General features: G+C 65.4%; 20 protein-coding genes. 11 read left to right on the top strand and 9 right to left on the bottom strand.

Annotation, left to right across the window (positions count from 1 at the left end):
- Positions 1-36: 36 nt before the first annotated feature.
- The 5 genes from NFI08_RS22590 to NFI08_RS22610 form a co-directional block, all read right to left on the bottom strand.
- Positions 37-801 (bottom strand): HpcH/HpaI aldolase family protein, encoded by a 765-nt coding sequence (locus NFI08_RS22590; RefSeq protein ID WP_349591585.1) that lies wholly within the window; start codon positions 799-801, stop codon positions 37-39.
- The gene (locus tag NFI08_RS22595; protein ID WP_349591587.1) at positions 795-2,921 is read right to left on the bottom strand and encodes an IucA/IucC family protein; all 2,127 of its coding nucleotides are present in this window, start codon (positions 2,919-2,921) and stop codon (positions 795-797) included. Before NFI08_RS22595 ends, NFI08_RS22590 begins: the two co-directional genes overlap by 7 nt.
- 8 nt (positions 2,922-2,929) lie before the next feature.
- Positions 2,930-4,201 (bottom strand): type III PLP-dependent enzyme, encoded by a 1,272-nt coding sequence (locus NFI08_RS22600; RefSeq protein ID WP_349591589.1) that lies wholly within the window; start codon positions 4,199-4,201, stop codon positions 2,930-2,932.
- Positions 4,194-6,020 (bottom strand): IucA/IucC family protein, encoded by a 1,827-nt coding sequence (locus tag NFI08_RS22605; protein WP_349591591.1) that lies wholly within the window; start codon positions 6,018-6,020, stop codon positions 4,194-4,196. Before NFI08_RS22605 ends, NFI08_RS22600 begins: the two co-directional genes overlap by 8 nt.
- A gap of 340 nt (positions 6,021-6,360) precedes the next feature.
- Positions 6,361-8,496 carry a TonB-dependent receptor gene (locus NFI08_RS22610; RefSeq protein WP_349591593.1) on the bottom strand — a complete coding sequence of 712 codons (2,136 nt, stop codon included), beginning with the start codon at positions 8,494-8,496 and terminating at the stop codon, positions 6,361-6,363.
- Between the two features lie 546 nt (positions 8,497-9,042).
- Between NFI08_RS22610 and NFI08_RS22615 the strand changes: the two genes are divergently transcribed.
- The 5 genes from NFI08_RS22615 (at position 9,043) to NFI08_RS22635 (ending at position 15,443) form a co-directional block, all read left to right on the top strand.
- Complete coding sequence (locus NFI08_RS22615) at positions 9,043-9,912, top strand: ABC transporter ATP-binding protein (RefSeq protein WP_349591595.1); 870 nt, start codon at positions 9,043-9,045, stop codon at positions 9,910-9,912.
- Entirely contained in the window at positions 9,909-10,928 is a 1,020-nt protein-coding gene (locus tag NFI08_RS22620) for a ferredoxin family protein (RefSeq protein WP_349591597.1), read from the top strand. Before NFI08_RS22615 ends, NFI08_RS22620 begins: the two co-directional genes overlap by 4 nt.
- 74 nt (positions 10,929-11,002) lie before the next feature.
- On the top strand, positions 11,003-11,887 hold the full coding sequence (fhuF, locus tag NFI08_RS22625; protein WP_349591599.1) for a siderophore-iron reductase FhuF: 885 nt from the start codon (positions 11,003-11,005) through the stop codon (positions 11,885-11,887).
- A 2-nt stretch (positions 11,888-11,889) separates the two neighbouring features.
- On the top strand, positions 11,890-12,912 hold the full coding sequence (locus tag NFI08_RS22630; RefSeq protein WP_349591601.1) for a helix-turn-helix transcriptional regulator: 1,023 nt from the start codon (positions 11,890-11,892) through the stop codon (positions 12,910-12,912).
- 356 nt (positions 12,913-13,268) lie between these two features.
- A complete protein-coding gene (locus NFI08_RS22635) occupies positions 13,269-15,443 on the top strand; it encodes a TonB-dependent siderophore receptor (RefSeq protein WP_502881149.1) in 2,175 nt (724 codons plus the stop codon).
- Positions 15,444-15,575: 132 nt separating this feature from the next.
- On the opposite strand, the gene NFI08_RS22640 is transcribed toward NFI08_RS22635, so the two are convergent.
- Genes NFI08_RS22640 through NFI08_RS22650 form a run of 3 tightly spaced genes read right to left on the bottom strand, consistent with a single transcriptional unit; the run spans position 15,576 to position 18,009 of the window.
- Complete coding sequence (locus NFI08_RS22640; RefSeq protein ID WP_349591603.1) at positions 15,576-16,541, bottom strand: 5-oxoprolinase subunit C family protein; 966 nt, start codon at positions 16,539-16,541, stop codon at positions 15,576-15,578.
- Positions 16,538-17,260, bottom strand: a complete 723-nt coding sequence (gene pxpB, locus NFI08_RS22645; RefSeq protein WP_349591605.1) for a 5-oxoprolinase subunit PxpB — start codon at positions 17,258-17,260, stop codon at positions 16,538-16,540. Before pxpB ends, NFI08_RS22640 begins: the two co-directional genes overlap by 4 nt.
- The gene (locus NFI08_RS22650) at positions 17,257-18,009 is read right to left on the bottom strand and encodes a 5-oxoprolinase subunit PxpA (RefSeq protein WP_045992312.1); all 753 of its coding nucleotides are present in this window, start codon (positions 18,007-18,009) and stop codon (positions 17,257-17,259) included. Before NFI08_RS22650 ends, pxpB begins: the two co-directional genes overlap by 4 nt.
- A 314-nt stretch (positions 18,010-18,323) precedes the next feature.
- On the opposite strand from NFI08_RS22650, the gene NFI08_RS22655 reads away from it, so the two are divergent.
- The 6 genes from NFI08_RS22655 to NFI08_RS22680 all read left to right on the top strand — a co-directional run bounded on the left by NFI08_RS22655 (position 18,324) and on the right by NFI08_RS22680 (position 22,326).
- On the top strand, positions 18,324-18,761 hold the full coding sequence (locus NFI08_RS22655) for a VOC family protein (RefSeq protein WP_349591607.1): 438 nt from the start codon (positions 18,324-18,326) through the stop codon (positions 18,759-18,761).
- 131 nt (positions 18,762-18,892) lie between these two features.
- Entirely contained in the window at positions 18,893-19,885 is a 993-nt protein-coding gene (locus NFI08_RS22660; RefSeq protein ID WP_124803188.1) for a TRAP transporter substrate-binding protein, read from the top strand.
- A 156-nt stretch (positions 19,886-20,041) separates the two neighbouring features.
- Positions 20,042-20,599, top strand: a complete 558-nt coding sequence (locus tag NFI08_RS22665; RefSeq protein WP_045992315.1) for a TRAP transporter small permease — start codon at positions 20,042-20,044, stop codon at positions 20,597-20,599.
- Positions 20,600-20,653: 54 nt separating this feature from the next.
- Positions 20,654-21,958 (top strand): TRAP transporter large permease, encoded by a 1,305-nt coding sequence (locus NFI08_RS22670; protein ID WP_108448299.1) that lies wholly within the window; start codon positions 20,654-20,656, stop codon positions 21,956-21,958.
- A gap of 42 nt (positions 21,959-22,000) precedes the next feature.
- Positions 22,001-22,171 (top strand): acetyltransferase, encoded by a 171-nt coding sequence (locus NFI08_RS22675; protein ID WP_108132496.1) that lies wholly within the window; start codon positions 22,001-22,003, stop codon positions 22,169-22,171.
- Positions 22,171-22,326, top strand: a complete 156-nt coding sequence (locus NFI08_RS22680; protein ID WP_349591610.1) for a hypothetical protein — start codon at positions 22,171-22,173, stop codon at positions 22,324-22,326. Before NFI08_RS22675 ends, NFI08_RS22680 begins: the two co-directional genes overlap by 1 nt.
- 95 nt (positions 22,327-22,421) lie before the next feature.
- Here NFI08_RS22680 and NFI08_RS22685 read toward each other — a convergent pair whose 3' ends face one another.
- Positions 22,422-23,294: a LysR family transcriptional regulator gene (locus NFI08_RS22685; protein ID WP_349591612.1), complete on the bottom strand. Its 873-nt coding sequence runs from the start codon at positions 23,292-23,294 to the stop codon at positions 22,422-22,424.
- Between the last annotated feature and the right edge of the window lie 76 nt (positions 23,295-23,370).

Below are 23,370 nucleotides of genomic sequence, written 5' to 3' on the forward strand. Positions count from 1 at the left end.
GGGCAACAGGGGCACCGGAAGCAAGCGACAGGCACCTCATGCGCGAGCCTCCTTCAAGGCGCTCGTCAGGGCGCGAAAGGCGATGCCCCGCTCGTCGCCGAGCAGGAAGGTACGCACGCCGCGCTCGCGCCACTCGGCCTTGGCGCCCGCATGGCGCAGGAAGGCGGCATAAGGAAGGCCGTGGTCCACCGCGCGCTGCTGCACCCGGCAGAGCGCCTTTAGCACCTCGGGGTGGGCGGTCTGCCAGCTCACACCCAGGGACTGGGACAGATCGGCGGCGCCCTCCAGCACCAGGTCGAGACCATCGACGGCGCACAGCTCGTCGATGCGCTCGACCCCGGCCCGGCTCTCGATCATGGCAACGACCAGAATCTCGTCGTTGGCCTTGTGAACGTATTCGGCCAGGGAGTGCTTGCCGAAGGCGCCGGGGCGCCCGGCGTTTAGGCTGCGCGTGCCCTGGGGCGCGTACTTGCAGGCACGCACCGCGGCGGCCAGTCGCTCGGGGTCTTCGACGCTCGGCAACACGATGCCCTGGGCGCCGCCGTCGAGCAGGCGCAGCAGGGTCTTGGGGTTATCGTCGGCGACCCGCACCAGCGGCGTCAGCTCATAGCTCTCGGCGGTGCGGATCATGTGCTCGACGGTTTCCGGGTTGATCAGCACGTGCTCGGTGTCGATCACCACGAAGTCGAAGCCGGCCTCGGCGATCAGCTCGATCGACGCCGCCGTGGGCAACGAGGCCAGCACGCCGTAGACCTCGCGCTGCTCGCTCAGCGCACGTTTCAGGCGATTGGTTCTCAGCATGGGCTGCGCTCCTGTGTCGATGCTGGCGTCCCCGTGGTCGCAGATGCTGGGCGCGACGCCGGCGTATGCACGGCCAGGGGATTGGGCACCCGCTTGACCTGAGGCTCGTCGTCACCGAACAGCCGCCGGCGGGTCAGTGCTTCCACTTCCCACTCGGGGACGAAGACGTCGAACTGGCGATAGCGCTCGGCGTGCTCTGGATGGGCGTCCTGGTAGGCGGTGATGACGTCGGCGACCATGGCCCAGAAGGAGCCCTCGGTGAGTCCGAAGTGACGCTCGAGGAAGATCGCCATCTCGGCCAGGGCAATAAAGAAGAAGGCGTCGCAGGAGTAGTCGCGCACCGCCGCCAGGTCGTCGGTGACGATAAAGGAGTTGCGGTTGCGCGCGGCGTGGGCCGCCGGCAACGGCTCCAGGCTGGGGGCCAGCTCGGGACGGGCCAGCGCCGACGGGCAGTAGCGCACCCCGTCGTGGAAGTCCTTGAGCGCGACTCGCACTGGCCAGCCATTACGATGGATCACCACGATATTCTGGCCGTGGGACTCAAGCCCCACCCCTTCGGCGAACAGCAGGTGGATGATCGGCAGTGTCGCCACGCTCACCAGTTGGCGGGTCCAGGCGTCACGCCCGTGACGGGCGATCCAGTCAGCGATGAAGGGCTCTGCGGGCGCCCCGTCTGGGTCGCGCAGACACTGGCTCAAGCCGTTGAAGGGAACCGCCTGCTCGCCAGGGGCGAGAAAGCCGTCGATATGCTCACGCCACAGCGCGCCGGCCTGGCCGTACACCTCGTCCTGGCGCAGGCCGCCAAAGGCGCGTTCGTCCAGGGCAACACCGGCCACCTCGCCGAGGATCACAACGTTGGCCGCCCCGGCGTCGGCGTCGTTCTCCAGAAGCTGCTTGAGCCAGGCGGTGATGATGGGGCCGTTGGTGATGGTATGGCGCGCCAGGATGCGGGTACTGGAGGTGTTGGTGATCCCCAGCGCCAGCTTGAGATAGGGCGTCGGGGACGCGCGCCGATCGTGATCCAGCGGCGCCAGGGTACGAATCGACTGCTGCGGGCGATAGCGGGTCTCGCCCTCGCCGAGCAGGACGATCTCGCCACTGGCAAGCTCCGGGTAGAGCGCGCCGACCAGCACGTTTTCCCACTGCCAGGGGTGCACCGGCAGCAGCACCGCCTGCTCGCGCGAGAGGCCACACTCGCCTAGCCACTCGGCCAGGCGCTGCCTGGCCGGCGATCCCTCTTCACCCAGCTCGGCATCGGCCATGGCCGCGAACGTCGCCAGGGCGCCGAGACCAGAAACAGCCCCCTGATGTGCCAGCCGCGCCGGCAGCGCCAGCCACAGTACCCGCAGCGGCTGGCCGAACTCGGGACCGAAGCGACGGTTGTCGCCAAGAGTGAAGCCGAGGCGAGACTTGTAGCAGGGATGGTAGCTGTGGGCGTCGGTGAAGTACTGCTCCAGGGCGTCGGCGTCGAGCGTGTGGGGCGCGCTCTGGCCGTCGACGGGCGCTGCTGTCGAAGACTGCAGGTCCTTGATCAGGGTCTGCTTGAGCTCGTTGATGAACCCAGGCTGCAGCCGCCCTTGCGAGCTTTCGTCGGCCCTGGCGCTCAGTGTGGACGCCAGGTCGTCCAGAAACTCCGAGAGCGACGGCGCCTCCCTGTGGCGGTTGGCCTGGGCCGAGGCCAGAGCCGGCGCCTTTGTCGACGCCCGAGCCGACGCCTGTGTCGGCGCCTGTGTCGATGCAACAGCCAGACTCTGATGATCGAGGCGAATCAGCGAGAAGCTGTGGCACAGCCAGCCTCGCACGCGATAGTCGCGCTCTCCCAGGGAGACAACGAAGGTGGTTTCACGCCCCTGCCCTTCACCCTCAGTCGGGGCCAGGTGCTCGCAGCGATACTCGAGCACGTCTTCGTACAGCAGGGTCTGCAGCAGTTGGCCGATGACCCGCCGCTCGATGCGCGGCCGATGACGCCAGTCGTCGGAACGGGCAAAGGGTACGGCAGCGGGAACAGCACTGGGAGAAACACAGGGGGCAACTCGAGGCGCGGCGACGTCAGCGGCGGCGTCTGCGACGGCGTCAGCGGACCCTGTCGCGGGCTCGGCAACGTAGGAAGGTGATGACATGAATAACCTCAGCGTGCGGTGTCGGATGACGCCCTGTCGGCGCCAATGAAGATCTGCGACGGCCTTGGGTGGCACAGAAAGTCAGCGTGGGAGATGTTGTAGCCGTAGGCCCCGGCCAGCGGCAGCACCAGAAGATCCCCCGGGGCGACGTCGCCAAGCAGTCGATCACGCCCCAGCACGTCCTTGGGCGTACACAGCTGCCCCACCACCGTCCAGGGTCGCTTCTCGCCGGACGACGCTTCGCCGCGCTCCCCGCTCGGCAGGTGGATGACCGGGTGGTCGTGGCCCTGGGCCGCGGGCAGCCGGAACTGGTGGGTACCGCCACGACAGACGACGAAGCCCTGACCATGGCTGTGCTTGGTGTCCAGCACCTCGATGGCGTAGTAGCCACAGAAGGCACTGAGGAAGCGGCCGATCTCGAAGCGCACCCGCGGGGCCTGAGCCATCGCCTTGAGTCGCGTGTCCAGGTGAGTGCACAGCGTCTGCCAGTCGAATTGCCGCTCGGGTTCGAACGGCGCCATGTAGTCGACTCCGATGCCCCCCCCGACATTGAGCTGGGTGACGCTGGCGGGCGAGGCGGCAAGCGCTCGCCACTCGGGCCAGCGTGCCAGGTAGCCGTCAAGCAACGCCTGGTGGCGCGCCACGCTCGTCTGGTGGGACATGGCGTGGATATGAAAGCCGACCAGGGTGAGATGGGCAGCGGCGTCCACCGCCGCCACCGCCTCGCCAAGCCTGGCTTCGTCGATGCCGAAGGGGGTGGCGGTACCGGCCATGCGCAGACGACTCGACAGCGCCTCGGGCAGGGTCGGATTGATGCGGATCAGCACCGCCTGGTGACGCCCCCTGGCCTTGGCGAGTCGCTCAAGGCGCGCGATCTCGCCAAGGCTCTCCACGTGAAAGGCCTCGATGCCCTCGTCCATGGCCAACGCCATCTCCGAGTCGAGCTTGCCCGGCCCCGACAGCACCCAGGGCAGCGTGCTCGTCGCCTCGCGCATGCGCCCGATCTCGCCACCGGAGGACAGCTCGAAGCCGTCCACGATGGGGGCCAAGGTCCCGAGGACCGGCGCCTCGCTATTGGCCTTGATGGCGTAGTAAAGCTCGACACCGTCGGGCAGTGCAGACTTGATCGAACGCGCCCGGGCGGCCAGCGCCTCCAGGTCGTAGAAGAAGGCGGCGATAGGATCTTGCGCTTCGGCCTGGTGGCAACGTATCGCCTCCCGCACCGCTGGCGGCAGCCGCTGGGCCTCGCTGCGCCCCGAGACAGCAACACTGTCAGCCATGGGCCACCTCCAGACGCTCACCTGCGAGCTGATGCCAGGGGTTGGGCAGCCACACATAGTCGGCGTGACGATCGGCGCGGGCCATCAGCCTGAGCTTGAGGTTGGTCTTGCACGGCAAGTCGCCGCCTGCGAGCAGGCCATCGAGCTCGGGCGTGGCGACTCCGAGCCGTTGCCTGACCCGCGAAAGCTCCTCCCCGGTGGCCTCCCACAGACGCTCGGCCAGGGCCGGGCGGCGCCAGCTCAACGCCAGGATCGCCTCGGCCAGGTGATTGACCAGCAGGCAGTAGGCGATGCGCTTCCAGCCCTTGTCGCGACTGTAGGTCATCGACGCGCGCACGCGCTCATCCAGCGTCTCGCCGGCGAGCCAGTCAAGGCCCTGATCCTCGGTCAGCTTGACGCCTTCGAAGTCGCGCAGCAGTACGCGACGGGGCCAGCCCTGGTCATGGATCAGCACACAGTTCTGCAGATGCGGCTCGACCACGATGCCATGACGGAAATACAGCGCCAGCACCGGCTCGACCAGGGCGCCAAGATAGGCCTTGTACCAGTCGACGATCCTGTGTTCGGGCACATCGTCGGCGGGGGCGCCGCTCACAGCAGCGGACGCAGGCGAACTCGCGCGCGCCACCAACGATGGCGCCATCGGCTCCAGTTCGGTGTCACGGGCGAATACCGTCGCCGCCAGCAGGCAGCGCTCGGCGCCGAAACGCCGACAGAAGTTCTCGCGCAGGATGACCCCGGTCTGCTCACGGAACCAGCGGCGCTGGTCGTCGTCAGCGTCCTGCGGGGCCCAGTGCAGGGTGGCGGGCTCCCGAGCCAGCTCGAGGGTCTCGAGCGCCGGGTCTTCACTGTCGATCAAGCGACTCATGATGCGATCGATCACCAGGGTGCTCTCGAGCTCGTACCAGGCGTTCTTGCGCACGCAGTTGGTGATGCGCACGTTGAGCGAGCCCTTGATGAACCAGGGATGCTCAGGCGCATGCCAGGTACGCATCGAGGCGGTGGGCAGCGCCAGCGGGCCGCTTCTGCCCAGGTCGCGGATGCTGCCGTCGTTGATCCGCGCGGCGACATCCGGCGCCTGGCGAAACAGCTCGGCCTGGACCGGGTGCATGGCCAGCACCACCCGCCCGGCCTCGGGCTCCGCGCTCTGGTCGGCGGCCTGGCTGAGCACCTCACCGGGCTCCAGGCCATTGCAGGCGATCCGTAGCCCTTGCGCCGGAAACGAGAACTGATGCAACCGGGTACTCAGGCCCGATTCGGGGGAGCAGTCCCGGCCCTGCCCCTTCATGCCTTGCGGCCACTGTCTGGCCTTGGGCGTGGGGTGATTGGGATGGCCGAACCACAGCCCCTGTTCGCTGGCGGCGTAGTCCTTGAGCGGGTCATGGGGGCGTCGCCGAGCGTCCTCGATGATGGAGGCCATCACCTCCTGGCTCTGCAGCACCTGGTCGCCGAACTCGGGGTTGGGGCTGGCCTCGCGCCAGGGGCCATCTTCCAGCAGGGCCGATACCAGCTCGTCGGTATCGGCCTCCCGCCAGGGCTGATCGAGGCTGCGGCGCAGATACAGCGGCGACACAACCTGATGGCAGCCCATCGCCGAGTGGCGATCGACCAGCACGAACAAGGTTAAAGAAGACGACCAGGCGACCTGCAATGGCAGGCCCTGGAGGCTCGTTGGCAGGCCACGCCTGTTGGCGGGCCAGTGGTGGCTCAACAGGTCGTGGGGGATAGCCACTTCCTTGATGATGCCGTTGAGCAGGGCATGCTGTGAGGCATGCCGAGCGATCTCGCCAGGGGTGCGAGTACATGGGGGGAATTGCATGTGCAACCTCCGCAAGGATTCCTTCCTTGTTTTGCTTCCCCGGACGTCGAATCATCGACGCCTTTTGTCAGGGGAAACCGCGCTTTCCTGGCTAGTCACTTGGCGAAGGGTTGTTGTTATGGCGTAGTTGTTATTGCGTACGTTGTTATGAAGTCGTTGATCTGGAAACTGATTCTGCAGATGGCCTGAAAACAGCCTCAGGCGTTGCCTGGTGTCATCGAAGCGGCACCACGGCCCGTCCGCGTGGACCGCCGCCGTCCTGGCGGCGGTCCGGGTCAGCCGACTAGCGGCGCTTACGAAAAGTAGCGCTTTCCAGCCGTAGTGCTTACAAACGCAGCCTTTAGAAGTCGACGCTATACCCTACCGTCAGGGTACGACCACGACCGGCGAAGTAACGGTCGTCGTTGACCAGCGCGCTCTGGGAGTAGTAGGTGATGTAGTCCTCGTCGAGCAGGTTGGACACGCCCACATTCAGCTTGCCGGTAGGCAGTTGGTAGCCCACCGCTGCGTCCACCAGCAGATAGCCGTCGAACTCGCGATCGTCCTCGTCATAGGTCTCATCGAACGAGTAGTTGGCCTGGAGGAAGGTGGACACCTTGTCGGTCCAGTTGGCGGACCAGCTACCGATCAGACGATCCGGCGAGACATCCAGGCCGGACAGTTCGGCATCGAGGTCGCCATCGTCGTCGCTGTCATACAGACCCGTCATGTGGGAATAGGCCAGGCGACCGGAGTGGCGCTCGGTAAAGGCGTAGTCCACCGAGGCCTCGATACCGGTGATCTGGGTCTCCTGGCGGTTCATGACGAAGACGTCGTCTTCTTCGGTCAGGCGGCTACCGAAGTCGGAGGTGGACTCGTAGTAGCTCAGCTCTGCCGACAGGCGATCCCCTTCGAAGCGCACGCCGGTCTCGACGTTTTCGGTCACGATGGGACGCAGATTGTCGATGCTGTCGACGGACTGTCCCGGGGTATCGATGCCGCGCAGCGCACGACCGACATCAGGGATCGAGAAGCCTTCGGAGTAGTTGGCAAACAGGCTGACGCGATCGACCGGCTTCCACACCGCGCCGACGTTGTAGAGCGTCTCGTCGAAGTCAGGATTGCCGCCCTCGACGTCGACGCCATTGTTGGCCCACACCGTCTGATAGTCATCGATATCCAGCTCGGCGTACTCATAACGCACCCCGGCGGACAGCAGCAACGAGTCGATGGGCTGCAGTTCGGCCTGGAAGAACGGCGACAGGTCGGTGTACTCGGTGGGCGGCACGTAGGTGCGGTTGCTCTGATACAGGTACTGCTCGGTCTCGTCGAACAGCGTATCGAAGCCACCGGTCAGCTTGAGCCGGTCATCCCACAGGTCGTCCTTGGTCAGCGAGACCTTGGTGCCGAACTTCTCGGTCTTGGCCGAGCTCTGGTCGTAGTAGGTGCCCACCGGCGCCAGTGACGGATCCTGGAAGCTGCTGGAGTCGGTGGCGCCGAACAGCGCCTCGTAGTCCTGATAGTAGGCCTGGGCGCTAAGGTGCATGCCGGCCAGGTCGTAGTTCTCGTAGCTCAGACCAGTGGTCCAGACCTCGTTGAAGGGGGCGTCGCCCTCGGGGGTGCCACGCACGGAGGTGGTCGGAATGCCGGCGTCGCGATCACCGGTCACGCTGACGTAGTCGTTGTGACCTTCGATGTCGTAGTGATTGAGGGTGAACTGGATGCGCTGGTCATCGTCGATCCAGTAGGCGATCTTGCCGAGCAGGTCATAGCTGCGCGAGTCCATCAGGTCGCCCTGGGTGTTGTCGACACCGACCGGGTCGTCCTTGGCGTCGAGATACAGCCCCTGGTCCTCGTAGCTCAGACCAAACAGGTAGTCGACGTTGCCCTTGTTGCCGCTGAAGCCGTAGTCGGTCTTGTAGCTCAGGGTGTCCTCGTCCAGCTCGCTGGTCGGGGTGGTCATCTGTACGCCGAAATGCTGATTGAAGGAACCCGGCTCCGGACGCTTGGTGATGATGTTGATCACCCCGCCGGCGGCGCCGACGCCGTTGGTGGCGTTGGCGCCCTGGATCACCTCGATCTGCTCCACCTGGGAGAAATCGATGGTGTGGGCCTCACGACCGGTCGGACGCAGCGGATTCGACTGGGGAATGCCGTCGATCAGAAACAGCGGTGTGCGGCCCCTCAGGGTCTCGCCGCTGCCAGTCATCTTCTGGCGGTTGGGCGAATAGGACGGCAGCAGGTTGCTCAGGATCTGGGAGGAGTCGGTGGTCACGTCCAACTGCTGGGCGATCTCCTCCTCGCTGATGATGCGCACCGTCTGCGGCGAATCTTCCGCGGTGGTGTTGGTCCGCGAGGCGGTCACCACCATGGTCGGGGCCTCGTCGGCACGGGCGCCGTTCGAGGAAGAGGTATCGACGGAGGTCTGCGCCGCGACCTGCTGTGCGGCCACCAGGCCAAGCAGTGAAACGGTGGGCCAGAGAGCATGACGTTTCATGTCGTGCATCGTTCCTTTTGCTAAATCGAATGATCGCGCAAACGCTGACTCGAGGTCTGGCGAGTCCCTCACGCCAGGACGTTGCTCTCGGACGTCGTCCCTGCCCCGTGCTGCCGCTCTCGGCGAGCGGTGGCGATGCGATTCGCCACCTTCCCGAACGGCCGCACCTTACCGAAGCCTCGATGCCGCATTGCGTCGTTTATTGCCATCTCACATACAAATGAGAACGATTATCCTAATTAATCGCTTTACTGCTGTCTACGAAATGCGAACCATTCGTTCGGCATAAGCTAACAACACACTGTGCTAAAACGCCTCGCGCCATGCCGACAAACCGCGCCGATACGGGCCTGGCCGGATTGAAAATGAGAATTTTTTGTCATACCGTGCTGCTGCCACACACCCCCAGGCGGGCCTTGCATGACCTCATCTCAGCCTTCTTTGCCGACCACACCCTCGTCCAGCGCGGCACCCCAACACCGGTGCGATGCATCGTCAGGCGTGTCGTCAGACGGATCGACCGCGGCGTCCGCGCTCGGCCACCCATTGGAGGGGCAATCTCTCAAGGTCGGTTACGAGGAACGGCTGGTACTGGACGGGGTGGATATCGCGGTGGCGCCAGGCAAGCTGACGGTGCTGCTCGGTCCCAACGGCAGCGGCAAGTCGACCCTGCTGAAGACCCTGGCTCGCACCTTGAAGCCCCAGAGTGGCCAGGTGCTGCTCGACGGTCAGGATATCCACCGTCGCTCCACCCGCGAGGTCGCCCAGCATCTGGGGCTGCTGCCCCAGGGGCCGACGGCACCGGAGGGGCTGAGCGTGCGCCAGCTGGTGGCGATGGGACGCTTTCCCCACCAGCGCCTGTGGCAACGCGATGCCCGTCGCGACGCTGAGGTGGTCAAGCAGGCGATGGCCTACACCCGGGTCACCGAGTTCGCCGAGCGCCACGTCGACACCCTGTCCGGTGGACAGCGTCAGCGCTGCTGGATCGCCATGGTGCTGGCCCAGCAGACCGACCTGATCCTGCTCGATGAGCCCACCACCTTTCTTGACCTCAAGGTCCAGGTGGACCTGCTGGAGTTGCTGTCGGGTCTGGCCCACGACCAGGGACGCACCCTGCTGCTGGTGCTGCACGACCTCAACCTGGCCGCCGCCTACGCCGATGAGCTGGTGATGCTGCGTGACGGCCGCATCCTTACCAGCGGCGCGCCGCGAGAGGTGTTCACCGCCGACAATCTGAAGCGCGTCTTCGACCTGGACGCCCACGTCATGGTCGACCCTGAAAGCGGCAAGCCGCTGTGCGTGCCCTTGCTGGGGCGCCGTGAATCGCAGACGCCCCAGCAGGGACCAACCGCCGAGTCGTCTTCGACGCACACTCAGGCAAGACATCCTTCGACAACGTCAGGGCCGAGGCCATGAGCCACGTCTTCTGCACCGACCTGTCTCGCGAAGCCGGGGATCCGCTGCCCGGCAGCGGCGCCCACGCCGAGCGCAACCTCTTGATCAGCTGGCCCCGGGCCAGGTGGCAGCGCAATCTGCGCCACGCCAGCGACATGCCCCCCGAGCTGGTGACACAACTCGACGCCCTGGCCGCCAGCGGTCGCCGGGTCAATCTGATCCATCGTCGTGATCAACCTGCCGAGGTCCACGAGGTGATCCTGATGCCGGAGCGTCGGCGTCTTCAGCTCGACCGCAGCGCTCTGGTGGCCTTTGTCGAGGCGCTGGCGGCGGGCGAGGATCTCGAGCGCTGGCCGTCCACACCGCAGCACCACGACCTGGTGCTGTGCTGCACCCACGGCAAGAAGGACAAGTGCTGCGCGCGCTACGGCTATCGCAGCTACAAGGCGCTGGCCCGTGCCGTGGAGGAACATCGCCTGCCCTTCGACGTCTGGGAGAGCAGCCACCTGGGCGGTTGCCGCTTCGCCGCGAGCATCATCCTGCTGTCACCGGTGCGCAAGTACGGGCGCATCGAGCCCGACCAGGCGCTGCCCATGCTGCAAGCCGAGGCGCAGGGGCAGCGCTTCCTGCCCGGCTATCGTGGAGCCTCCCACCTGACCCCGGCCCAGCAGTGCGCCGAGGTCGCCGCGCTCCAGTGGCTGGCCACGGACGCGGCCCTGCCCTGCGCTGAACTGGCGCTGGTGGAGGACAACGCCCTGGACCCGCAAGAGATGCCCGGCCAGCACACATACAGCGACAACGACAACGACGACGCCCAGCAATACCGGCGCCAGATCTGGCGCTGGCGCCAGCCCGGCGAGGACGATGGCGATGGCGAGGGCGAGAGAGCGAGCGGTGAGCTGGTCGTCCATTGCCATACCCTCACGCTTGCACGGATCGACATGTGCTCGGATATCGACCAGGGGCCCAGCCCCAGCCAGGTCTGGCGGGCCGCCAGCATTCAATCGATCGACGCCGGCTATCGGCAATATTCTTGATAACAATTCGCATTTAATTTATGGTGTGCACCGTTGGTCTTATGACCTCAAGCCTCCGGCCTGCAGGACACCCCATGACATCAGCGCTGCCTCGTCTGTATTGCGGTCCCCTGGAACACCTTGCCGCACCCACCGTCGCGGCCGAGCTACCCGACGACGCCATGCCTGCCGAGCGTCTGCTCGAACCTGGCGTGCTGGACGAATTGCTCGAGCGCTTCGCCGCCCAGTACCAGGGCGATGACCTCAAGGCGGTGGCCTCGCTCTGGTCCAAGTGGCATTTCAGCGCCATGGCCGCCCATACCCTGGCCTCCAACCTGCTGCTGGAGCGCGACCTGCCGGTAGCGCTGGATCAGATGGGCCTGTATCTCAGCGACAGCGGCCAGACGATTGGCATCTCCCTGCCCAACGAAGGCACCCCGCTGGGGTCGCTCGACGCCTTCGAGCGCTTCGAACGCCTGCTGCAGGGGCATGTGGCACCGCTGGTCGACATGCTGGGCTGCGTCTCCGGGGCCTCTCCCAAGGTGTTCTGGAGCAACTTCGGCAACTACTTCGAGTACTTTGCCAAGGCTGCCGTGCACCACCCCATGGCCTCACCTGGGCTCGGCGACGAGGCGCTGCGCCTGATCGACCACCGGGTCTACCCGGATGGCCGGCGCAATCCCCTGTTCATGCCGGTGCGCTACCTGCCCGACGAACACGGAGAGACCCAGCGCACCCGGCGGCTGTGCTGCCTACGCTATCGACTCGAGGACTTCGGCTGCTGCGGCAACTGCCCGCTGGACGATGCCGCCGTTGCCAGGGCGAGCAGCACGACCAGCAACAAGACCAGCAGCACGACCGGCAACAAGACCAGCAACAAGACCAGGCAGCCCAGGACCACAGCGATGCCCCAGAGCACGGGGGCAGTGGTGCAGACCTTCCCCTCCCGCGGTGACGCCCGCCGCCTGGTCGCAAGCTGAAGATGAGCACTGCAAGCCACGCGCAGGCCTGCGAGTCGAGTGGTGATCAGCCTCGCTCGCGCCCGCTGGCCGGGGCCGCCGCGGGACTTGGTGATACCCGGGTCATCCGCGCGCGGGACTTTCTACGCTTTGGCCAGCGCCATGGCATCGACTACCGCTTCGACGGCGCCCGCTTCCCGGCGGTGGCCCACCACATGGAAATTCTCAGAGGCCGCGTCATCGAGGAAGAGGTGCGCAGCGGCTGGCATCTGACCTTTTCCGATGTCGAGGTGCTCAAGCCCTACGACTCCTGCTCCACCATGGCCTCGCCGCTGTTCGTGTGCGTGGTGATGGAAGGCGCCATCGTGGTCGACACCGGAGGACGGCGGCAGCGCCTCACCGCCGGCAGCGCACTGAGTGCCCGGCTCGCCGATCAGGTTTCCCTGCGCGTGCATCAGGATGAGGGGCAGCGGTTGCGCACCCTGAACCTGTCGCTGGACCAGGCCGCGATCGCCTCGTTGAGCCAGCGCCCGGACATCACCGAACTGCTCGACGCCCCGCGTCCTCATCTGCACGTCTGGCCGCTGCCGGGCTACCTGGCGCCGATGCTCGAACAGGCGGTCATGCCGCAGCCTTCCCCCGGCCAGCGCCAGCTATTGATGGAGGCCATCGGCCTGCAACTGCTGGCCCACGGCCTGCGACATCCCGGCCCGCGCCAGCGTGGCGACCTGCCCCTGCCGGAGCGCCAGCGGCTGGAGCGGATCCGCCAGCGGCTACACGACTTTCCCGCCGAGTCCTACTGCCTCGACCAGCTGGCGGCGATGGCGTCCATGAGCGCCTCGGGCCTGCGCGCCAAGTTCCAGCGCCTGTTTGGCGTTTCGGTCTTCGACTACCTGCGAGAACGCAGACTGACCCTGGCCCACGAGCTGCTGGCCCAGGGCGCCAGCGTACAGCAGGCCGCTTTCGAGAGCGGCTACAGCCACGCCTCCAACTTTTCCACCGCCTTTCGGCGGCGCTTCGGGGTCTCACCCCGCGACGTTGGCTAGACGCTTCCAGGACCTTCGCCCTTCGCCCAGCCCCCCTGGGCAGCTCTCCCCCAGAGACCTCAACTGGACACAGTACACCGCAACGGCACCCAGCCGTCGGGCGGTGCTTCGTCGGTGACTGGATCCACTACATCAGCTAGCACTCGCTACGCCGATAGCACTCGCTACGCCGATAGCACTTGGCTACTGAGGTTTCATTATCGGCGCAGGTCCTGTCACCCCGCATAAGGTTCTTGGCGCCGCGCATAAACAGGCCCACTCGCAAAATGTAATAATTCGCATTACCGAAACATGACCGCTTTGTTCAGGTGCCTACCCCGCGGCGCCTTTCCCTGCTCCCAATGGTAAGCGACAACATGCGTATCACCTCGACCCTGCCCTTCGCGCTGACGCCTTTCGCCCTGAAACCTTTCGCCTTGAAGGCTGGCCCGGCGCTGCTGGCGGCCAGCGTGTCGTCCGCCGCACTGGCCCAGACCACCCTCAGTGATGATGCCGTCAATGCTGGCACCTCCACCAATACCGAACTGGGCACCATGACGGTCACCGGCCAGGCCGCCACCAAGACCGATACGCCCTTCCTCGAGACACCCCAGGCCACCTCGACGGTCAGCACCGAGCAGATCGAGCGACGTGGTGCCCAGACGGTGCAGCGGGCGCTGGACTACACCCCCGGGGTCTATACCAACCAGCTCGGGTCGTCCAACCGCTACGACTATCTGGTACTGCGAGGCTTCTCCGACGGCAGCCTGAGCAATACCTTCCTCGACGGCCTCAAGCTGATGGGCGACACCAACAGCTTCAGCTCGCTGAAGGTCGACCCCTGGATGCTCGAAAGCATCGAGGTGGTAAAGGGGCCGGCCTCGGTGCTCTATGGTCGCGCCTCCCCCGGCGGCCTGGTGGCGCTGACCAGCAAGCGCCCTGAGTTCAGCGACACCCCCACCGGCGAGGTGCAGGTCGGCTTCGGTAACAATGACCAGCAGCGCGCCGCCTTCGACGTCACCGGCAGCGTCGACGAAGGCCAGCGTGCCGCCTTCCACCTGACCGGCATCGCCCGTTCCTCGGATACCCAGTTCGATCAAGCCGAAGAAGAAAGCTACGCCATCGCGCCGTCGCTGACCTGGGACATCACCGACGCTACCACCCTCAACCTCAACGCCTACGTGTCGCGTGAACCCGAGGGCGGCTATCACGCCGGTCTACCCTACGACGGCACGGTGACCAGCCATGCCGGCGGGCATATCGACAACACCTTCTTCGAGGGCGAGGACGACTACGACAACTTCGAGCGCGACCAGACCCTGCTGGGCTATGAGCTGGAGCACCGTTTCGGCAACGGCATCACCGCTCGCCAGAAGCTCAAGTATCTGGAATCCGACGTCGAGATGGACCAGGTCTACGCCTACGGCTGGGCCAACGACACCGAGCTCAACCGCTACTACTCCGGCGCCGACGAGGATCTCGAGGCCTGGACCGTGGACAACCAGCTCGAAGCCAACTTTTCCACCGGCGGCTTCGAGCACCGGGTGCTGACCGGGTTCGATTACCAGACCCGCGAGAACGACGTGGTCTGGTCCGGGGGCACCTTCCCCAACATCGACGCCTTCAACCCGAGCTACGGTGCTGGCCCCATCGGCGATATCGTCGTGACCACCCGTGAGAAGCACGAACTCGACCAGACCGGTGTCTATCTGCAGGACCAGATCAGCTGGGATCGCTGGCACCTGACCCTGGGTGGCCGCTACGACTGGGTCGACATCGAGAACACCAACCTCGATAGCGGCGACAGCTCGGATCTCGACGAAACCCAGTTCAGCGGCCGCGCTGGCCTGCTCTACGCCTTCGACAATGGCGTCTCGCCCTACGCCAGCTACTCGACCGCCTTCACCCCGACCAGCTTCGTCGATGCCTCCGGCGATCTGCTCGAGCCGATGGAGGGCGAGCAGGTGGAAACCGGGCTCAAGTACCAGCCGTTGGGTACCCAGGACCAGTACTCCATCGCCCTGTTCCATATCACCCAGGAAAACGTGGCCACCAAGGAGCAGCCCACCGATCCGTATCGCGCCGTGGGCGAGATCGAATCCCAGGGAATCGAGCTCGAGGCGCGCACTCAGCTCACCGAGGCACTGAGCCTCCAGGCCGGCTACGCCTACACCGACATCACCTACGCCGAAAGCGATGACCCCAGCGAGGAAGGCAACGACGCCATCTACTCGCCCAAGCACATCGCCTCGGTGTGGGGCTACTACGACTTCCTCAAGGGACCGCTGGCCGGTCTCAACACCGGCCTCGGGGTGCGCTACCACGCCGATATCCAGGCCGACCGCGACAACACCAAGTCGGTCCCGGACTACACCCTGGTCGACGCCACCCTGGGCTATGACTTCAGCCAGGTCGGACTGACCAACGTCAGCGGCCGCCTCAACGTCAGCAACCTGCTGGACGAGGACTACGTGGCCTCCTGCAACTCGCTCGAATTCTGCTACTTCGGCGCCGAGCGCAGCGTCAGCGCCACCCTGAGCTATCGTTTCTAGCCACTGACCCAAATGAAGGAAAAGCGCCCCGTCCATGAACGGGGCGCTTTGCGTTTCGGCCCGACCACTATCCTCGCCTGCTGCTGCACCGGAATCCGCAGCAAGGCCTTGTTGGTGGGCAGCCCACCGCCCCTACTCCCAACGGGCAAGCTGCCTCAGATGGTCATCGCGGGCACGCTCCGGCGACTCCGGCACCAGGCGCACCTCGGTGCCGGGCAGGCACTGGGCCAGACGGGCGCAGGCCAGCGGGGTCAGGGCGCCGAGGCGCGGGTAGCCGCCGATGGTCTGGCGGTCGTTCATCAGAATGATCGGCTGGCCGTCCGGCGGTACCTGCACCGCCCCCAGCGGAATGCCTTCCGACACCATACCGCTCATGCTGCCCTCAAGCTGCGGCCCGGTCAGGCGAATCCCCATGCGATCGGCGCGCTGATCCAGCGTCCAGACGTCATTGAAGGCGCGATACAGGCTGGTGCCCGAGAAGCTCGCGATCTGGGCCCCGGGCACCAGCGACAGCGCCAGTGGCCCGTCGCTTGCCGTGACCAGAGCCCCCGGCTCTCGATCAACGTCCCGCTGCCCCTTGTCGGCGTCCCGCTGTGGCAGGCGACGATCGCCGCCCGAGGGTCGATCCTGCTTGGGCGTCAGCACGTCGCCCTGGGCCAGCGGCTTGCCGAAACCGTCGAGGCCACCGAGCCCTTCTCGCACGGTGCTCGTGACGCTGCCCATGATGGCGCTCGCCTCGATCCCGCCCGGCAGTGCCAGATAGGCGCGCAGACCACTTTTCGGCCGCTCGAACACCAGCCGCTGACCACGCTTGAGCGTTACCGGTTCCGCCAGAGCCAGGGGTTCGCCGTCCAGAGTCGCGCCCAGGTCGGCGCCGGCCAGCGCCACGCTCACGTCGGCCTCGGCCTCCAGCGCAAGGCCGCCCACCATGATCTCGATGCCGGGGGCGTCCGGGGCGTTACCCAGCAGCCAGTTGGCCCAGCCCAGCGCCACCCAGTCCATGGCACCGCCCTGGGTCACGCCCAGATGGCGCACACCCTGACGACCACCATCGACCACCAGCGCCAGGGGACCTGCGCGTTCCACCTTGAGACTCATGCGCCGCTCTCCTCGGCCGGGGGTTGGGGAGTGGTGTCGCCACCCTGCGCCTCGAAGGTGGCGCGGTCGATGGCCACAAAGCGCACGCGATCACCGGGCTTGAACAGGGTGTAACCCTCGCGCTCGCGATCGAACAGCCGGGTGGCGGTGCGCCCGATCAGGTTCCAGCCGCCAGGCGACGGTGCGGGATAGACGGCGGTCTGGCGATCGGCGATGCCGACGCTGCCCGCGGCCACCTTCTGGCGCGGTGTCTTGAGTCGAGGCGTGGCCAGGGCCTCCTCGACCAGTCCCATGAAGCCGTAGCCGGGGGCGAAACCCAGCGCGAACACGCTGTAGTCGTGGGCACAGTGGCGTTCGATGACCTGGTCGGCGGTGATGCCTGCGCGCTGAGCGATCAGCTCAAGCTCAGGGCCGACGCTTGCGTCATACCACACCGGGATCTCGTGCAGGCTGCCGTCCTCCGTCGCCCGGGGCGCAAGGTTCGCCAAGACCTCACCGAGGCGCGCTCGGGCCTCGCCAAGCGACAGCCTGCGGATATCGAGCTGCACCAGCACCGTGGTATAGGACGGCACCACCTCCAGGGCATCCTCGCCAAGCCGCTCGCGGATGGCGTCCACCGCCGCCAGCACCCAGGGCATATGCGACTCGTCGATGGCGTCGAACAGCCGCACGATCAGGCTGTCGAAGGCGACTGTCTCAAGACGTGGGCTCGGCGTCATGCCCCCTCCAGCTGGTCGAAGGCCTCACGGATGGCGCGCACCGCCGCCACTGAACTCTCGTTGTCGCCGTGCACGCACAGAGTATCGGCGGGAAGGACCAGTTTGGTGCCGTCGCGGGCGGTCAGCGCCTCGCCCCGGGCCAGGGTCACCGCCTGGCCGACGATGGTGTCCTCATCGTGATGCACCGCGTCTGGCTCACGCCGGGACACCAGCCGACCTTCGCCGTCATAGGCACGGTCGGCGAACACCTCGAACCACAGGCTGACACCCTCCTCCTCGGCCAGCGCCCTCACTGCGGCGGTGTCGGCGGTAGACATCACCAACAGCGGCAGGCTTTCGTCATAGGCCTTGACCGCGCGCATGGTGGCGCGCAGCAATTCCATGTTGGTGGCCATGTCGTTGTAGAGCGCGCCGTGGGGCTTGACGTAGCCGACCCTGGTGCCCTCGGCACGACAGACGCCGTCGAGGGCACCGATCTGGTAGAGCAGCAGGTTCTCGGCTTCGCTCGGGGACACCGCCAGGCTGCGCCGGCCAAAACCCACCAGGTCGGGATAGCCGGGGTGGGCGCCGACCAGCACCTCGTTGGCCACCGCGTAGCCTACGGTGCGTCGCATCACGTCAGGGTCGCCGGCGTGGAAGCCGCAGGCGATGTTGGCGCAGTCGATATAGGGCATCACGTCGGCGTCACGGCCCATCTTCCAGGCACCAAAGCTCTCGCCAACGTCGCAGTTGAGTCGGGGTATCGGCATGGGGGCAGCCTCTGTTGTCGACGTCATTTGGTGAACCTTTGCCAATAGACGTCAGGTGGTTAACGAACCTGTTATTGTCGTCTTCCGCTGTCTTCTGTCGCCATCGTGGCGTCCAGCGCGCGCTCCGAGCACTTGCCTTCGAGCCCTTTCGTGGATGCTTCGATCGCGTTGCCGGGGCGCCACACAATATTCTCTTGTCAGTTGAATCTAACGCCCGAGTCGATTCCCGACAAATTCGGCAAGAAGATTGACGCCACGATCCTCCCCGGCCAAGAATCAGTGATATACCCCTTCACCCACTCCGGAGTTTCCCCATGGCCGTCAGCGACCCCTTCCATCTTGCCATTCAGGTCCGTGATATCGACGAGGCCCGCGAGTTCTATGGCAACTTTCTCGGCTGCCCCGAAGGCCGCAGCTCCGAGTCCTGGGTCGACTTCGACCTCTACGGCCATCAGTTCGTCTGCCACCTGAACCCCGGTCTCAAGGACGCCGCCGACGCCGCCCACAAGAACCCGGTGGACGGCCACGGTGTGCCGGTGCCGCACTTCGGCGTGGTACTGGAAATGGACGCCTGGGAGGCCCTGGCCGACAAGCTCAAGTCCCATGGCGTCAAGTTCGAGATCGAACCCTACATCCGCTTCAAGGGCGAGCCCGGCGAGCAGGCCACCATGTTCTTCAAGGACCCGTCCGGCAACGCTCTGGAGTTCAAGGCGTTCAAGGATCGCGAAAGCCAGCTGTTCAAGAAGGCCTGAGGGCCCAGCGGCATCGGCGAGGCGGCTTGATCTTCAACGCCATCCTGCCCGATGCTGCATAGTCAGACTGATACCTCCATCACGACACGTCGTTTTCACCGCCACGTTTCTACAACAACAAGGTAGGCATCATGACTCGATACTCCTCCCTGGGGCTGGCCGTTGCCGTGGCCACACTCTCCACCGCCACTGCGGTCAGCAGCGCCCAGGCCGCCGAATGGAACCTGGCGACGCCCTACGGGGATGCCAGCTTCCACACCGAGAACACCAAGCAGTTCGCCGAGGACGTGCGCGAGGCCACCGATGGCGAGCTCGACATCACCGTGCACTCCGGCGGTTCGCTGATCAGCCACGGCGAGATCAAGCCATCGGTGCGCCGCGGTACCGTCCAGGCCGGCGAGATCTTCATGTCGATCCTGTCCAACGAGTCGCCGGTGTTCGAGCTGGACACCCTGCCGGGGCTCGCCGGCAGCTACGACGAGGCCTGGGAGCTGTGGCAGGCGAGCAAGCCGGTGATCGAGGAGCTGTTCGCCGAGCAGGGCATGAAGCCGCTGTACGCGGTGCCCTGGCCGTCACAGGGTATCTACACCGACTTCGAGTTGAATGACCCCGCCCAGTTCGAGGGGCTCAGAGTACGTGCGCCCAACATCAATACCCAGCGCCTGACCGAGAACCTCGGCGGCCTGCCCACCGAGACCGAGGAATCGGACATCCCCACCGCCTTCTCCACCGGCCGGGTCGACGCCATGATCACCTCGGTGTCCACCGGCGAGTCGATGGCTGCCTGGGACTATGTCTCCCACTTCTCCGACGCCAACCTGTGGATTCCGAAGAACATCATCTTCGTCAATCAGAAGGCCTTCGATCGCCTGGATGAGGCGACCCAGCAAGCGCTGATGGAAGCGGCGGCCGAGGCCGAAGAGCGCGGCTGGGAGGCCAGCAAGGCCGATATGGAAGGCAGCGCCCAGGCCCTGGAGGAAAACGGCATTACCATTGGCGAGCCCAACGAGGCGGTGGCCGGAGCCCTTTCCGAGGCCGGCGACAAGCTCTTCCAGGACTGGGAGAGCCGCGCCGATGACCGGGCCAAGGCGCTGATCGAGGACTACCGCGCCAATACCGAATAGCGCTCGGGACGAGCGGTGAGGGGTGTCCTCGCCGCTCGTTCGTTGTCCCGTTCACGGCCTGTCTTTCGCAACATGGCACGTCACGACGCCGTGCAAGAAAGGTGCGGTCAACGACTCACGGACAACGTATCGCTCCACTGACGCCAAGGATCGCCCATGAAGTTTCGCCTGATGCCACTTTACCGCCTTGGTGGGCTGGGTGCGGCCGCCTCCATGGTCGCCATCTGCGGCCTGATCACCATCCAGGTGCTGTTTCGCCTGCTGGATGCCCTGCTGGTGCTGTTCGGCGGCGCGCGTCTTGGCCTCGAGATCACCGGGGTGTCGGAACTGGCGTCCTTCCTGCTGGTGGGCGCGACCTTTCTCGGCATGGCCTACACCTTCAGCCACCACGCCCACATCCGCATGTCGCTGGTGATCCAGCGCCTGCCGGCGGCGGTGCGCGCCTTCACCGAACTGTTCTGCCTGGCGGTGGCTTCGGCGCTCAATGCGCTGTTGTGCGTATCGCTGTGGCAACTGATGCACGAGAGCCTCGAGTTCGACGACGTCTCCTCGGGACTGCTCGCCGTTCCGCTGTGGATTCCCCAGCTGGCGTTGCTGGTCGGCATGGCGCTGATGAGCCTGGCCCTGGCCGAAGCGCTGATCGACACCGCCAGACAGGCGCTGACGGCACCACGCCGCTTCGAGGCCCCGGACGAGGAACCCAGCCATGACTGACCCGAGGATTCCTGTTCGCCTGCAGCGCCTGTCTCGCCAGGAGGGCTTGCCGAGATGCTGACGATCAGTCTGGTCACCCTACTGGCGCTGGCGGTGCTGCTCGGCAGCGGCGTGTGGATCGCCTACGCCCTGCTCGGCACCGGCTTTATCGTGCTGACGCTGTTCTTCCCGCTCGAGCCCGGCCCGATCCTGGCCTCGGACTTCTGGGGCGCCAGCTACGGCTGGGACCTGACCGCGCTGCCGATGTTCGTGTGGATGGGCGAGATCCTGTTTCGCTCGGGGCTCGCCAACAACATGTTCCAGGCGCTGTCGCCCTGGCTCGGTCGTATTCCCGGACGCCTGTTGCATTCCAACATCATCGGCAGCGGGCTGTTTGCCGCGGTCTGCGGCTCCTCGGCGGCGACCTGCGCCACCGTCGGCAAGATGACCCTGCCGGAGCTTGAAAAGCGCGGCTACGACAACGACCTGGCCATCGGTACCCTGGCCAGCGCCTCGACCCTGGGGCTGTTGATTCCCCCATCGATCATGATGATCGTCTACGGCGTGGTCACCGAACAGTCGATCTCGCGACTGTTCATCGCCGGCGTCGGGCCGGGACTGATGCTGCTGGGTCTGTTCATGACCTACGTGATCGGCTGGTCGCTGCTGGTGGGCAATCGTCGTGGCGCGGTGGGCAAGCGCGACAGCGACATGCCGCTGCGCCAGAAGCTGTCGGGAAGCCTGCAACTGCTGCCGCTGCTGGCGCTGATCGGCGGCATCCTCGGCAGCATCTACGGCGGGCTTGCCTCGCCCACCGAGGCCGCCGCCTCGGGTGTCGTGCTGTCGATGCTGATCGCTCGAGCCAACGGCCACTTCAACGCCACGATCTTCAAAGACGCCCTGTTCGCCGCGGTGCGCACCTCCTGCATGATCGCCTTCATCATCGCCGGGGCCTCGTTTCTGTCCTCGGCCATGAGCTTCACCCAGCTGCCCATGGACCTGGCCGAGAAGATCGGCGCCATGGGTCTGTCACCGGCCTGGCTGCTGGTGGTGCTGACCCTATTCTTGCTGGTGCTGGGCTGCTTTCTCGACGGTATCTCGCTGATCCTGCTGGTGACTTCGATCATCATGCCGGTGATCGAGACCGCCGGCTTCGATCTGATCTGGTTCGGCATCTACCTGGTCATCGTGGTCGAGATGTCGCAGATCACCCCGCCGGTGGGCTTCAACCTGTTCGTGATCCAGGGCCTGACCGGGCGTGACATCATGTCGATCACCCGCGCCACGCTACCCTTCTTCCTGCTGATGATCGTGGCCATCGTGCTGATGAGCCTGTTCCCGGGCATCGCCACCTACCTGCCCCAGGCGATGAGTGGCTGATAGACTAGTTGACGAGGCGCTAGGCAGACAGGGGTACGCTACATGAACAGCAAAGTTGAAAAGTACGGCCTCCAGGCCGTGGAACGCCCGCGAATCAAGGCGACCAGAAAATTGGACCTCTCGGGTCCCGAGGGGCAGCAAATCGTCAAGTCGGAGACCAAACTGGCGTTACGCACGCACAGAAATACCTTCCGGAAACTGGCCGACATGTAATGGAGATTATCCAGTTTCCATTTGAAAGAGTCATTGAGATCAACACCTTGATTCTGGCCACCGAGCCAGGGATGCAAGGTTCTGTGGATGTTGGAAAACTTCAGGGAGCACTGGGTCGTATTGACAATGCCATCGTCTACAGCGGGCTTTCCTGAGCACTGAACCACTTCTCCTTTAGCGGTTTTGAAACCCATCAACTTCGGCCGATAGCGCCTGGGATCGGCCATCAGCCCCCTATCGAGAAGTCCCCTTACGCAAAGCGCTCCACCAGAAAGTCGATCAGCACGCGAACGCGTCTGGGCAGCAGGGTCGTGGCCGGCCGCACGATGGACACTGTCGTCGCCTGCTCGCTGGCGACGACGTCATCGAGCAGGCGTTCGAGCCGACCCGCCTGAAGATCCTCGTCGACCATGTACGCGGGCAGGCAGGCGATGCCTCTCCCCTGCAGACAGGCGGCGTGCAGTGTCTCCAGCGAATTGGAAAGAAACCCGGGTTGCGGGAGCCTGCTGTCCTTGATTCCCCACATGACGGCGCCCCGGCCCTGATGCAGGAACAGCCCCACATGCCGGGGCAACTCATCTTCCGCCAGCGGCCTGCCGTGGCGAGCCAGGTAGGCAGTTGAGGCGCAGATCAGCCGGGGATGCGCCACCAAGGGCCGAGCGATCAGGCTCGAATCGTCAAGCGTGGCGCTGCGAATCGCCAGGTCCATACGCTCGTGCACCAGATCGACCATCGCGTCGGTCAACGTCAGGTCGATCTCCACCGCCGGATAGCGCTCCATGAACGCCAGCAGCAGCGGCATCAACCGCTGCTTGCCCAGCGCTGTGGGCGACGTGAGGCGAATACGCCCGCGCAGCTCGCTGCGGCCTTCGGCGATACCCTGTTCCACCTGGGAAAGCCGCTCCAGCAGCCCCCAGGTCTCGCTGGCGAAGGTCTCTCCCGCTTCGGTCAGGCTCATCTGTCGCGTGGAGCGCAGAATTAGGGGGACACCCAGCCGCTGTTCCAGCCGGCTGATGCGCTTGCTTACGGCCGAGTGGGTGACGCCCAACTGGCGGGCGGCCCCTGAAAAAGTGCCGGCGTCGATGACGGCATGGAAGACGGAAAGTTCGCTGACAGTATCCATCTGTTCCTTATAGTCACAAGTCCTGTGCCTCGACAAGGGATTATCGCTGCCCCGGCGGCGTGCCAGGATGGCGGCT

Origin of the sequence: Halomonas sp. EF61 (assembly GCF_040147045.1) — a bacterium.
Taxonomy (GTDB): domain Bacteria; phylum Pseudomonadota; class Gammaproteobacteria; order Pseudomonadales; family Halomonadaceae; genus Halomonas; species Halomonas litopenaei.